This is a genomic window from Faecalibacterium intestinale (assembly GCF_040096575.1).
In the GTDB taxonomy this organism is placed as follows: Bacteria; Bacillota; Clostridia; order Oscillospirales; family Ruminococcaceae; genus Faecalibacterium; species Faecalibacterium intestinale.
Genome location: NZ_JBBMEN010000005.1, coordinates 1 through 13,178, shown reverse-complemented (window position 1 = coordinate 13,178; position 13,178 = coordinate 1). Strand labels below are relative to the sequence as shown.

The following is a 13,178-nucleotide window of genomic DNA, read 5'->3' as shown; positions in this document are numbered from 1 at the left end:
GCATGAATGCTTGATTTTTGGAGCGTGCAAAAGCGGATTTACGCCAAACTTACGCCACTTACGCCAAAAATCAAAGCGCACTATAGGGTAACAAAATCGGCACTCGCTGAAAAGCGGGTGCCGATTTTTGTGTCTAGGGGATTTGAAGACTCATGAAACCCACTGATGGATTCTGCGAGCGGCAGACTGTCAGCGGCTTTATTGTTGACGAAAAACAAAGGTAGGGATACAATAATAAAAAAGAATGTAAAACCGGAAGGGAGTGTGCCGCTGTGGAAAACCAGAGAGACTTCTGCACAAAATGCCGCAGAGAAACGAGCTACACCCTGAAGAAAATCAAAATCAACCAGACCATCCGGGAAAAGAAATACACTTTTGAGATCACGGCTGCTTTCTGCAACGAATGCGGCGGCGAAATGGGGATTCCCGGCCTGATGGACTACAACATGAAGGAAATCGACGAGCAGTATCGTAGCTTTCGAGCACTGGATGGATAGTGGGAGTATATCGAATCGATGATATAAAGTGATAGATACTAGGAAAGTGGCAGCAAAGGACAACTATAATGAAGGATACGCTTAACTTAGGCAAAATTAACCCGAATGAGCAAAGAAACAAAGTCCCAAAACATATTCCATCTAAGGTTCATCCAGATACATTGTTTACTTTTATGACAGATTTCGGATTTCTTTTGGGATGCTTAGAACATAAAATGCTTTCTCCACGGTATTGTGAAGAAGATGTACGATACTTAAATCTTAGAAGAGTAAAATCTTTAGCCTATCCAATGAAATGTTTTTGTGATATCAGTCTAAAAAAGCTAAAAGTTCACATGGACTGGTATGGTGACTATGGAATTGCGTTTAGCAAAGAATGGGGAATGCGGCATAATATCCAGCCAGTGCACTATTTAAATGAAGAATCCGATTTAAGAAAGGATATTACAGAAGTATTAAAAGCTGCCCTGAATGAGGAAAAGGCCGGTTCTAAAACCCATGAAATGCTTAAAAACTATTTGTTGCATGAGTTAGGTCAGTTTACAAGGAACTACACGCAGACCACGAAACGGGGGCTGCTGACAACAAATAAAGGCTGAATATCAAGCACCGGGGAAGTGCGAGATATTCAGCCTGTTTTGTTGTCCGGGGTTTCCAAAGGGGCTTTCCCTTTGGCACACGACTTTGCTTGCAAAGTGTAGTGTGTTATACGCTCTGTCGGCGTTGCTGCGAAAATGCCGTTGCCGCCGGGGAGGGCAAGGGCATTTGAAACGGCAGGAAAACAGGGCTGTGATTGCGTGGCGTGGAGCCGCAAGCGCAAGGCTGGTTTCCTCAGCAGACAGGGCGTATATGAAAACTCCCGTCCTTCTTCCCATGCCGGACTTCGGGACAAAATGTTTCGAACTTGTGGACATACTCCCGCAAAAATTGAAATGGGCGGGAAGCCATTTTAGGGCTTTCCCGCCTTGATTGCCCATCAGCAAAGACGGGCGGGACTGTCAACGGCGGCACATAAAATGTGCCGTTCATCTTGACCGTTGACTGGCTCGGCTGGCTTTGCTATTTTCCAGATAAAATGGTATTCATAGCGCAAATACGCCAAAAATCATTTACTTGTTCAAACTCAATTTTCAAATCTTGCTGAAAATGAGCGAGTAATGTTTGATTGTCCCATTCATATTTCGTATTGTTCCACGAGAGAAATCCCTCCACAAAAATTTTGTGATCAACTTGAAATTGTTGAATACATTGCGTCGTTATAGATACGAATTTTTGAACATCGACGGAGGCAAACACACTATCAGGAACACCTGAAAATGCAACAAAAATTGCTCCACCAGAATGTGGACCTCTGTAATAACAATACTTATCAACTAAGCCGCAAGTTACGATAGACAGGTTATGCCCGTTGAATGTATCGTCCAATGTAAATTCTGCTGTCGTTAGTGGCTCTAAATTCCAGCGTTCCCCCACTACTTTTGCGTGTGTGGCTACCTGAATAATTTTCTCGGAAAATCCATTGATATTTTCCCACCCCCACAGCCATGTGTTACTTGATGTTGCCTCGCTTCCGATGAATTGAAGCGGATACTTTTGATTTCCAAAAAGTATTACGCCCTCTGAAAAATCAACATTCCAGTCCTGCCCCTTTACCACCTGCTCACTACAAGCAGTCTGTATTGCTATCATTTTACCTAAGCAAGCTGAAAACACTTGAAACCAATTTTCTGTATCAATATTGAGATGCTCAATCCAAATATTTTTTCTGTTATCCTGTTTTCTGTCTTTGCCCCAAAATCTCATCTGTATTTCCCCCGTAATATATTTCTTTTATTTCCTCCCCCGCTGCGGGTTTGGATTTTTCAGCAAGTCCGACTTCTGTGCAATCTTTTTCAGCCACTTCTTTTCTTCCTCGGACAACTTCTTCAAATTCAATTTAAGCCGCTTACAGATAAATGCCAAAGACGCTTGCTCCGGGTCGCTGCCCTCTTTGGCGGTTTCCTCGGCGGTCTGCAAAAAATCTTCCAGTGGGTTATCCTCCGGGACGCTGAAAAAATCGTCCTTATGTGTTTCCCGCAGGTCGAGGGCTATCTTGTTTATGTCCTGCTGTATCACATAGCGACAAAAGCTGTCATCGTCAATATGGGCGGCGATAAGCTGCCTTAACTGCGGGTCGGTCAGGCCGGGATTGTGCTGCTTCATAATCGTTGCGCTCATGGTATCTACTATGGCGTTTGCGGCCTGCACCTGCTTCACCGCCACGCCGTTCACATAGATTTCAAGGTCAGCCATGAGCCGGGGAAAATCCGGGTGTGTCGCCAGTTCACACAAGAGAGAATTGTCCATCAGCCCGCTTTTCAGCAGCTCAATCATATCATCACTCAAACACAGGTCTGCAAGATCGGCGTTTGGGTGATTTTTTGTTTTAGAGCGTCCCAGCAGGTAATCAACGGTCACTTCATAAACCTTTGCCAGCTGGATAAGGGCATGGTGGCTGATGTCTTTGAGATTGTCTCCCTCATAACTGCCTAAAGCAGATTTGGAAAGGTGAGTTTCCTCCGCAAGCTGTTCCAGCGTCAGCCCTCGTTCCACACGCAGGTCTTTCAATCGTTCTTGTATGGATAGTTCCATGCACTCCCTCCTTGTCTGCTTGATAATTTGGAAGTTATTCGCACAATTCCTTACGGATATTTTCGCAGTCTTTCGCCATTTCCAGCATATCTTCATCATCTACCATTTCATGAAGATCATATTCGAGCGGAGAAGCACAGAACTCTGCTAAAGCCCGATTCATTGCTTGATCCTCCTCTGGCGTAGTTATGATTTTTACAAACCTATCTCGTTTTTCCCCATCAAACAGATTTTTTATATTGAACCCACCACTTTTCTTACTCTCAAGAATAAGTGCTGCCAAATCAGTTGCCAAATCAATAGCATAATAAAATTCGTGACATTGGCCCTCCGAATCAATGTATTCTAAATTGGGTGAGATATGGAAATTCCAGTTTAGTTTGCTAAGGCCAGTATCATTGAATATCTCACTCAGAGGTATTTCAGTTTTGCCTTTGTCATAGAGGTAGTCCACCAAGGTCAGGCTATCGTCTGTGCCACCGATATAGTTATACCAATATTTTTTAATATACATTTTATCTCCTCCTTATCACTTCCGCTTTGTCGTTCTGTTTTTTTATTATATCACAATTCCGAGAGCGTGGAAATAGGGAGTTTTCCGGGCTGATTTCCTACCTTTCGGATATACGGCACAGGCGGTCGAAAAAGTGTAGACTTGTGGTAGTTCATCGATGAGCTGCACCTTGAAAAATGAATGACCGTCCGAAAAGGAATACCCCGGCAGGGGAAGCACCGCAAGGAGCCAACTTCTGGACACTTTGTCCAGAGGTCACTTCGGGACAACTTGTCCCGAAGCTGTGGGGAGCGTGCCAACGCCGGAACACGCCGCAGGAATGGGGCAGGAAGCCTTTTCGGGGAGAACGGCAACGGAAAGCAAAATGGAGGAAACACATGAGAGAGAACCCATATAAACGACTGCCGCCCATAGAGCGCAAGCAGGACGGTTCCCTTTACCACATGACACCGGCACAGAGGAAACAGGCAAACGCCCTGATCCGCCGGGAGTGCTGCAACTGCGAGGACGGGAACTGTATGCTCCTTGACGATGGGGATACCCACACCTGCCCCCAGACCATTTCTTTCTCGGTCTGCTGTAAGTGGTTCCGCTGGTCGGTCTTACCGCAAATCGGGACGCTGGAAGCAGAGATTTTCCGGGATAAGGACTTGAAACGCTGTGCGGTCTGCGGCAGAGTGTTCGTCCCTAAATCCAACCGGGCGAAATACTGTCCCGACTGCGCCGCCAGAGTTCACAGGCGGCAGAAAACAGAAAGTGAACGGAAAAGGAGGTCTACTGTGGACAGTTAGGGGCTGAAAAGTCCTTGATTTTCAAGGCTTTGCAAGCACAGAACAGGGGCAGGCAATAGAAACTACCGTCTGCCCCCGGAAACAGGCTTCTAACCGTCCACAAAACACACCATGACAAACACCATTTATATTCATCAGCCGGAAAAGGCGGTCAGCTTTACCCGGCTTCCCAATTTCCTTTTTGAAGCCCCCACATTCACACCCCTGTCCAACGAAGCAAAGGTTCTGTACGCCTTTATCCTGCGCCGGACGGAGCTATCCCGCAAGAACGGCTGGGCGGACGAATACGGGCGCATTTACCTGTACTATCCAATCTGTGAGGTAGTCGCCCTGCTCCACTGTGGGCGGCAGAAAGCCGTCAACACCCTGCGGGAATTGCAGTATGCGGAGTTGATTGAGATTAAGAAGCAGGGCTGTGGAAAACCCAACTGTATTTACCCAAAATCCTATGAAGCGGCTCCAAACACCGACTTCAAGAAATCCGGTTATGGAACGCCGGAGGACTGAAAACCGCACTCATGAAGTATGGAAATCACTCCCCGGAAGTACGAAAACCGGACGGTATATAGAAATACAAAGATAAAAAGATTGATTTATATTCTATCCAGTCCAATCCTATCCGAGCTAATTCCTGTGAGATTTTCCCTGTGGAAAACCCCGGATAGGAAAGGGATGGGGAAAGGAGCAGAATGGCACAACACGCAATTTTGCGATTTGAAAAGCACAAGGGCAACCCGGCAAGACCGCTGGAAGCCCATCACGAACGGCAGAAAGAGCAATACGCCAGCAACCCCGACATTGATACCAGCCGAAGCAAATACAATTTCCACATCATCAAGCCAGAGGGCAGGTACTATCATTTTATTCAAAACCGTATCGAACAGGCCGGTTGCCGTACAAGGAAAGACAGCACCCGGTTTGTCGATACGCTGATTACCGCCAGCCCAGAGTTTTTCAAGAAGAAGTCGCCAAAGGAGATACAGGAATTTTTCCAGAGGGCGGCTGATTTCTTAATCGGGCGGGTAGGCCGGGAAAATATCGTGTCGGCGGTGGTACACATGGACGAGAAAACGCCCCACCTGCATTTGACCTTTGTTCCGCTGACAAAGGACAACCGCCTGTGTGCAAAGGAGATTATCGGCAACCGGGCAAACCTGACAAAGTGGCAGGACGATTTTCACGCCTATATGGTGGAGAAATATCCTGACTTGGAGCGTGGGGAAAGTGCCAGCAAGACAGGCAGGAAGCATATCCCCACCCGTCTGTTCAAGCAGGCGGTCAATCTATCCAAACAGGCAAGAGCCATTGAAGCCACGCTGGACGGCATTAACCCGCTGAATGCCGGAAAGAAAAAAGAGGAAGCCCTCTCCATGCTGAAAAAGTGGTTCCCACAGATGGGGAATTTCTCCGGGCAGTTGAAAAAATACAAGGTCACAATCAATGACCTGTTAGCGGAAAATGAAAAGCTGGAAGCAAGGGCAAAAGCCAGTGAAAAAGGCAAGATGAAAGATACGATGGAACGGGCAAAGCTGAAAAGCGAACTGGACAATTTACAGCGGCTGGTTGACCGTATCCCGCCGGAAGTGCTGGCGGAGTTGAAGCGGCAACAGCGGCACACAAAGGAAAGGTGATTTTATAAGCAGATTTTTACGCCGTCCCTGTGCGGCATTGTACCTTGAAAATTGAATACAGGAGGTTCTATGGAGCATATCAGATACAAAAAAGAAACAGAGGTCGTGACTTTTCAGGGAAAAGAAATCACGCTGGAAAACCTCTCCCCGGTGTTCACGCCGGAACAGGAAGTGGCCAAACGCCGGGAACTGGAGCAGCAGCTTTATGAGGTGTTCCGCAAGTATGCCGACAAACGGCAGAAAGAGGAAGCCGGGGCGTAAGGTTTTCCGAAGCCATCGTTGATTTACGGGGCTGCTGGCGGTATAATAGAACTGTCAGCAGCTCCGTTTCTTTTTTAAGAAAAGGAGCGACAAAATGAATAACAGAATAGACGCAATCTATGCAAGGCAATCGGTAGACAAAAAGGACAGCATTTCCATTGAAAGCCAGATTGAGTTTTGCAAATACGAATTGAAAGGCGGGAACTGTAAGGAATACACAGACAAAGGGTACAGCGGCAAGAACACAGACCGTCCAAAGTTTCAAGAACTGGTGCGGGACATTAAGCGGGGCTTGATTGCAAAAGTCGTGGTTTACAAGCTCGACCGTATCAGCCGTTCCATTCTGGACTTTGCCAACATGATGGAGCTGTTCCAGCAGTACAATGTGGAGTTTGTGTCCTCTACGGAAAAGTTTGATACCTCCACCCCGATGGGGCGGGCGATGTTAAATATCTGTATCGTGTTCGCCCAGCTTGAACGGGAAACGATACAGAAGCGGGTGACGGACGCTTACTACTCCCGCAGTCAGCGGGGCTTCAAGATGGGCGGGAAAGCCCCTTACGGCTTCCATACAGAGCCAATCAAGATGGACGGTATCAACACAAAGAAGCTGGTGGTAAACCCAGACGAAGCGGCAAATATCCGGCTGATGTTCGAGATGTACGCCCAGCCCACAACCTCCTACGGGGACATTACCCGGTACTTTGCCGAACAGGGAATTTTATTCAACGGCAAGGAACTAATACGCCCCACGTTGGCGCAGATGTTACGCAATCCTGTCTATGTGCAGGCAGACCTTGATGTGTACGAATTTTTCAAAAGTCAAGGGACAATCATTGTCAATGACGCTGCCGATTTTACCGGCATGAATGGCTGCTATCTGTATCAAGGGCGGGATGTGAAGCCCAGCAAAAAGAACGACTTGAAAGACCAAATGCTGGTGCTGGCTCCCCATGAGGGCATTGTCCCCTCCGACATCTGGCTGACCTGCCGCAAGAAGCTGATGAACAACATGAAAATCCAGTCTGCCCGGAAAGCCACCCATACATGGCTGGCGGGAAAAATCAAGTGCGGAAACTGCGGGTATGCCCTTATGAGCATTAACAATCCTGTGGGAAAGCAATATCTCCGCTGCACAAAGCGGCTGGACAATAAAAGCTGTGCCGGGTGCGGGAAAATCATCACTTCAGAGCTGGAAACGGTTGTTTATCAGCAGATGGTGAAGAAACTGGCAAGCTACAAGACGCTGACGGGCAGGAAGAAAGCGGCAAAGGCAAACCCGAAAATTGCCGCCCTGCAAGTGGAACTTCTCCATGTGGACAGCGAGATTGAAAAGCTGGTGGACAGTCTGACGGGTGCAAACAATGTTCTGCTCTCCTATGTGAATGTGAAGATAGCGGAACTGGACGGGCGCAAACAGGAACTTGTGAAGCAGATAGCCGAGTTGACAGTGGAAGCCATCAGCCCGGAACAGGTCAGCCAGATTTCCGGCTACCTCGACACATGGGACAATGTATCCTTTGACGACAAGCGGCGGGTGGTAGATTTGATGATTACCAACGTTGCCGCTACAAGCGACAGCTTGAACATCACATGGAAAATCTGACGGGCGGCGCACCTCCCGTCAGACCGTTACCCTGTGTAGTCCCTTGTAAACTGTACTTTAATGTATTATAAACCATATCAAGGAAAAATGAAAAACAGAAAAACCAAGAAAATAGCGGTCAAATGCCTTATGGATGAATGCGAATGGAGGTATATTCCAGATGTAGCTACCCTTGAGCTTGAACAAGTGATAGTAAATCCCGGCGTGGAAAATGCAGGATATGTTCAATTGGCCAGCAACTCGATGAATTTTAGAGAAGAAGTTTCCCTGCATTTTGAGTATTCGGATATAAAGCACATCGTTCTTCAGACAAAAGAAGAATATCAGGAATTGAGCAGGGCTATCGATTCGTGGAAATTTGAAGACAAATCCGAAATTTTATCAAAAGTGATTATTTGGCCGGATAAGCAGGAGGATTTCTGATGATTCCAAATTTTAATAAAGCTTTTAAAAACACTCCCACGGCAGAAAAAACAATACCCAAGGCTGTGATGGAATATTTGAATTCAACTGCTCCGACAGGAACAAGATATATTCAAGACAAAGATGGTGGCATAACGTTAATAGCAGATGGAAAGCCATTTACCATCAGTGGATTTACACTTGAAATCCCCAAATCAATAAAAAAACAGGTTGAAAGTTTTAGCAAAGATGAGTTTAATCAATTTGTTTATAATGCGCAGATGGAGTTAAAAGTCAACCTAAATAAAGATGGGTATATTATTATTAATGGTGAAGAACTGCCAGTAGAAGCCTTGCACCGCAATATATATAATCCAATAAAGCAAAAGAATATGCAATTTTTCTTGATGCCAGAGCCGTTTCCGGAAGTGCCCGATATCAAAATTGCATCGGATAAATACACTCGCATATTGAAAATGAAACGATATCCTTATGCAAGTTTAACCGAGAAACATTTTGAAAGTGAAGATGGAAAGTCTCTGAAATTAAAATTAACTATGGATGACAAAAAAGAAAGTAGTCACATTCAGCTAACGTACAATTTGAATTGTGCAAAATCTGTTCAGGAAATCGTAGAAAGCGTGGAAATTTTTAATGCCTTTATAGATGGAAAAGGATATTTGATGGGTGAAAAAATACCATCGAATATGGTGCCCGATGAACCGAAAGACAAATTCGATAAAAAAACTTTGGAATTTTGGGAAAAAGTGCTAAAAGTAGAAAATGCATTAGGCCTTACATTTAAGCCAACGAAAGATGTTCCCGAAATGGAAACAATATATAATATTGAAAAACTATACCAAACAATTATATTGAAAAAACCTATACGTGAAGAGCATAAAATAACCTCACTATCATCTGAATGGAATGCTGAGAGCATGGATCGAATAAAAAATGCAATCGGAAAACCAAGGTATTTTCAGTATACAGGAGATCTGAAATTTAATATTATGGGACAAGAGTTTAAGTGTCCCTCTATTTTTGGTATGTTTAACTGCAAGCTAGCGGATGTAAAGGTAGCGGATGGCACAACTACATTGTTTTTTGCCGATGAATCAGATGATAAAACGGGGTACACATCGGTGTTATCATTTGCGACTGAGAAAGAGCTAGATGCATATGGACATGTGGAAAAATATAATCATGCAAACGACTTGAAAGATGCACAGACGATTCAGACCATTTTAAGTAAAAACTGATATTGATATAGCAAAAACAACCGCCCAGCGACCTTACGGTCTCGCTGGGCGGCTTATTTTTTGCGTTTCCACAACAGATATTCTTCGTAGCGGTGCATCTCGTTTTGTTCTTCTTCGGTCAGGCGCTGGCGCTGTTTGCGGGCTTCGTCCGAGGGGTCGATGTCGGTCAGACCCAGCAGGTAGTCGGCGGAGGTGCCGTAGAGCTTGCAGATGGCAAGTAGCACATCGCTGGGCGGCGAATTGCGTCCCTGCTCCCAAGCGCTGACAGCCCAAACGGTAAGCCCCAGCTTGTCCGCAAGGCTCTTTTGGGTGTCATGATAGTTCTTTCGAATCTCTGCCAGTCGCTCTCCAAGCATTATCAATACCACCTTTCCTGTTACTAGTATAGGGAATTCTACTAGTTTTTGACGAAAGCCGCATTTAAAGTGCTTGATATAGTACAAATAAGTAGTTATAATGCTAGTATAGGGCAGAACTAGTACAAAAATGCTACTTCCGCCGCAACGCTAAGGCAAAGCGAGGGAATCCCCGTTGGAACAACTGATCGACTTTCACGCACCGGAAGTGCAGGCGGTGCTGGATACACTTCTAAAAGACCGCTCCACCGGTAAAAACATCATCTGGGCTACCGACCCGCCGGAGGAGCTGCAAACCGTGATGTACGAGCCGGTGACGGATAGATCCCAGATCACCACCCAGCAGCTCGGGCTGACCCACTACGAGGTGGTGCTGCCCCGGATGATGAAGCAGACCGACACCCAGCAGCAGCGCACCCGCAAAAAAGGTGAGGTGTTCAGCCCCGCATGGGTCTGCAACAAGATGAACAACGCACTGGACGCCGACTGGTTCCGTGGGCTGGGGGCAGAGGAGAGCGCCGGGCAATTCACGGTGGAGCTGCCCCAAGGCTGGCAGACGGTGGAAACGCCGGTGCAGTTTCCGGTTTGTAACCCCTACGCAAACATCCCCATGCTCAACCTCTACACCTACCAGATGTCCGAAATCATCCGGGACGAGATCCAGCAGGGTGTAGAGATCGACGGCGAAACGCAGGAATTTGCCTTTGACCTGAACGAGTTCTTTAAGGTGAAGCCCAGCGGCAGCTTTGAGCACGACGCCGAGGTGGACCGCTTTCTGGATGCCATGACCACCCAGAACAAATTTCCGTTTTCCACCCCGGAACTGCGTGCCGAGCTGAAGCACACCTTCTGGCTGCTGAACCGGGTGGACAGTGCCAGAGCGCTGGCGAAAAAGCTGCAGGCACACCCGGTATTCCGGGACTATGAGGTGATCCTTGCCGCCGGTGACGGCAAGCTGGACGACACGGACGAGAACCAGAAGAGTTTTGACCGGGTAAAAGCTGCCATTGCCCACCACGAAAAGACCATCACCCTGTCGGTGGGGCAGCTGACCACCGGTGTCACCATCCCGGAGTGGTCGGCGGTGCTGATGCTCTCCAACCTGAAAAGCCCGGCACTGTATATGCAGGCGGCGTTCCGTGCCCAGAACCCCTGTCTTTTCCACGAAAACGGCACCTTCCGCCGCAAAGAGAACGCCTATGTGTTCGACTTTGACCCCGCCCGCACTCTGCTGATCTACGAGCAGTTCGCCAACGACCTTTCACAGGACACCGCCAGCGGCAAGGGCGACACCGAGGAGCGCAAGGCGCACATCCAGAATCTGCTCAACTTCTTCCCGGTCATCGGTGAGGACGAGGAAGGGGAGATGATCCCGCTGGATGCAGAAAAAGTCCTCAGCATCCCCCGGAAGATCAAGTCCAAAGAAGTGGTGCGGATGGGCTTCCAGAGCAATTTCCTGTTCCAGAATATTTCCAACGTGTTCAGTGCGCCGCAGGAGGTGCTGGACATTCTGCAAAACTTCCAGCCCATCAGTGAGGCAAAGGCAAAGCCCATCCAGATCACCCCGGAGACCGGCGCAGACCTCTCCCTGAACGACAAGGGCGAGGTGGATCTGGACGAGGGCTACGTCATCGGCAAGGCAGCGGATGTGTTCGGGGCAAAGATCTACGAAAGCACCCCGGCGCTGGACACCGCCCTGCAAGACCTGACCGATGCCCCGGCTCCTGCCAAAGAAGAGCATCTGGAACCCCTGAAAAAGAGCATCACCAAAGAAATCATCACCCCCATGGTGGAGCAGGCAAAGCAGGAGTATGGCCGCGACCTGAAGCTGTCCGACCAGAAGCGGTTTGAGAGCGCTGCCAAAGCCAAGATGGACGTGGCGGTGAACAAGGTGGTAGACAACTACCGCATCGACCAGAGCCAGCTGGAGACCCAGCGCACCCAGCAGCTGCAAGGCTGCACCACCGCCCAGCAGCGCCAGCAGGTGAACCGGGAGTTTGACGCAAAGCAGCAGCAGAGCACCGCCGCCCTGATGGAGACGTTGCAATCCACCATCCAGCAGACGGCGCAGGAAATGCAGCAGACCATCGTGCGCACTGTGGAGACCAACCAGAAGGAGCAGGAGAAAAAGGGCTACGAGGACACCGTCCGTGACCATCTCCGGGGCTTCTCCCGCACCATCCCGTCCTTCCTCATGGCCTACGGCGACGAGAGTGTGACACTGGCAAACTTTGACCAGATTATCCCGGACAAGGTCTTTCAGGAGGTCACCAGCATCACGCTGGAACAGTTCCGCTTTTTGCGGGACGGCGGGCCGTACATCAACCAAGCCACCGGACAGGAGGAGCACTTTGCAGGCCACCTGTTCGATCCGGTGGTGTTTGACGATTCGGTGAAGGAGTTTTTGAACCTGAAGGTCAAGCTGGCGGATTACTTTGACGAGAGCCGCACCGAGGATATCTTCGATTACATCCCACCCCAGAAAACCAACCAGATCTTTACCCCCAAATGGGTGGTGAAAAAGATGGTGGACCTGCTGGAACAGGAAAACCCCGGCTGCTTCGATGACCCCGGCAAGACCTTCCTGGACCCCTACATGAAGTCCGGCCTGTACATTACGGAGATCGTCAAGCGCCTTTACCGCAGCGAGAAGATGCGGCAAGCCTTCCCGGACGATAACGCCCGGCTGGAACATATCTTTGCTAAACAGGTCTATGGGCTTGCCCCGACCGAGATCATCTACCGCATTGCCATCAGCTACATTCTGGGCTTTGCAAAGGGTCACGGCATCACCGCCCACCATATCCGTCAGGCGGATACGCTGGAATTTGCCAAGGCGGGCACCATGGAAAGGGAACTGGATAAGATTTTCAGAGACTGACAAATAGAATACAGCATAAAACCAAAGGCGGCTGTCTGCATGGGTGCAGATGGCTGCCTTTTTGTGCTATGCCTGTTACAAAAATGAAAGCTGTTGGATACATCATATTGAACAGGACGAGCTGTCCATTCCAGGACAGCTTGCCCGGAGCAAGAGTGCAGAGAGGTGCGGGTCGCCTGCGGCGACCTCAAAAGGCCACTGGCCTTTTGAAGCACCGACCGAGCCGACAAGCGAGACCAGCTCTTTGAAGGGAGTCAAGGGGGAACGCCTTGCCCAGTGATATGATGCTGTGCGTCATATCCTACTGGGTATTATCTGGCGCAAAATGGCGGCAGATCCAGCAGCTCCG

The 13,178-nt window shown here is 48.5% G+C and carries 14 protein-coding genes; 10 read left to right on the top strand and 4 right to left on the bottom strand.

The genetic code is table 11. The annotated features are described in order from the left end of the window. Positions 1–272: 272 nt before the first annotated feature. A complete protein-coding gene (locus WMO20_RS05640) occupies positions 273–497 on the top strand; it encodes a hypothetical protein (RefSeq protein ID WP_349186088.1) in 225 nt (74 codons plus the stop codon). Between the two features lie 68 nt (positions 498–565). Continuing rightward, positions 566–1,096, top strand: a complete 531-nt coding sequence (locus tag WMO20_RS05635; RefSeq protein ID WP_349186087.1) for an abortive infection system antitoxin AbiGi family protein — start codon at positions 566–568, stop codon at positions 1,094–1,096. 460 nt (positions 1,097–1,556) lie between these two features. Here the strand turns inward: WMO20_RS05635 and WMO20_RS05630 are convergent, their stop codons facing one another. Genes WMO20_RS05630 through WMO20_RS05620 form a run of 3 tightly spaced genes read right to left on the bottom strand, consistent with a single transcriptional unit; the run spans position 1,557 to position 3,642 of the window. Then, positions 1,557–2,300 (bottom strand): DUF6882 domain-containing protein, encoded by a 744-nt coding sequence (locus tag WMO20_RS05630; RefSeq protein WP_349186086.1) that lies wholly within the window; start codon positions 2,298–2,300, stop codon positions 1,557–1,559. A gap of 27 nt (positions 2,301–2,327) precedes the next feature. Continuing rightward, complete coding sequence (locus WMO20_RS05625) at positions 2,328–3,128, bottom strand: helix-turn-helix domain-containing protein (RefSeq protein ID WP_349186085.1); 801 nt, start codon at positions 3,126–3,128, stop codon at positions 2,328–2,330. 34 nt (positions 3,129–3,162) lie between these two features. Then, the gene (locus WMO20_RS05620) at positions 3,163–3,642 is read right to left on the bottom strand and encodes an imm68 putative immunity domain-containing protein (protein WP_020225661.1); all 480 of its coding nucleotides are present in this window, start codon (positions 3,640–3,642) and stop codon (positions 3,163–3,165) included. A gap of 377 nt (positions 3,643–4,019) precedes the next feature. Here WMO20_RS05620 and WMO20_RS05615 point away from each other — a divergent pair, with 377 nt between their 5' ends. The 7 genes from WMO20_RS05615 (at position 4,020) to WMO20_RS05585 (ending at position 9,592) form a co-directional block, all read left to right on the top strand. After that, positions 4,020–4,433 (top strand): cysteine-rich VLP domain-containing protein, encoded by a 414-nt coding sequence (locus WMO20_RS05615; RefSeq protein WP_349186084.1) that lies wholly within the window; start codon positions 4,020–4,022, stop codon positions 4,431–4,433. A gap of 111 nt (positions 4,434–4,544) precedes the next feature. Further along, positions 4,545–4,940 carry a replication initiator protein A gene (locus WMO20_RS05610; RefSeq protein WP_118731271.1) on the top strand — a complete coding sequence of 132 codons (396 nt, stop codon included), beginning with the start codon at positions 4,545–4,547 and terminating at the stop codon, positions 4,938–4,940. Between the two features lie 182 nt (positions 4,941–5,122). After that, on the top strand, positions 5,123–6,064 hold the full coding sequence (gene mobV, locus WMO20_RS05605) for a MobV family relaxase (RefSeq protein ID WP_349186083.1): 942 nt from the start codon (positions 5,123–5,125) through the stop codon (positions 6,062–6,064). A gap of 69 nt (positions 6,065–6,133) precedes the next feature. After that, positions 6,134–6,325 (top strand): hypothetical protein, encoded by a 192-nt coding sequence (locus tag WMO20_RS05600; protein WP_020225665.1) that lies wholly within the window; start codon positions 6,134–6,136, stop codon positions 6,323–6,325. Between the two features lie 94 nt (positions 6,326–6,419). Further along, positions 6,420–7,931: a recombinase family protein gene (locus WMO20_RS05595; protein ID WP_349186082.1), complete on the top strand. Its 1,512-nt coding sequence runs from the start codon at positions 6,420–6,422 to the stop codon at positions 7,929–7,931. Positions 7,932–8,018: 87 nt separating this feature from the next. Beyond that, positions 8,019–8,354 carry a hypothetical protein gene (locus WMO20_RS05590; RefSeq protein WP_349186081.1) on the top strand — a complete coding sequence of 112 codons (336 nt, stop codon included), beginning with the start codon at positions 8,019–8,021 and terminating at the stop codon, positions 8,352–8,354. After that, positions 8,354–9,592 carry an abortive infection system toxin AbiGii family protein gene (locus WMO20_RS05585; RefSeq protein WP_349186080.1) on the top strand — a complete coding sequence of 413 codons (1,239 nt, stop codon included), beginning with the start codon at positions 8,354–8,356 and terminating at the stop codon, positions 9,590–9,592. The genes WMO20_RS05590 and WMO20_RS05585 overlap by 1 nt, the downstream gene beginning before the upstream one ends. A gap of 53 nt (positions 9,593–9,645) precedes the next feature. Here the strand turns inward: WMO20_RS05585 and WMO20_RS05580 are convergent, their stop codons facing one another. Beyond that, on the bottom strand, positions 9,646–9,948 hold the full coding sequence (locus WMO20_RS05580) for a helix-turn-helix domain-containing protein (RefSeq protein ID WP_015538063.1): 303 nt from the start codon (positions 9,946–9,948) through the stop codon (positions 9,646–9,648). Positions 9,949–10,123: 175 nt separating this feature from the next. Here WMO20_RS05580 and WMO20_RS05575 point away from each other — a divergent pair, with 175 nt between their 5' ends. After that, positions 10,124–12,829, top strand: a complete 2,706-nt coding sequence (locus tag WMO20_RS05575) for a restriction endonuclease (protein WP_349186079.1) — start codon at positions 10,124–10,126, stop codon at positions 12,827–12,829. Positions 12,830–13,178 lie beyond the last annotated feature (349 nt).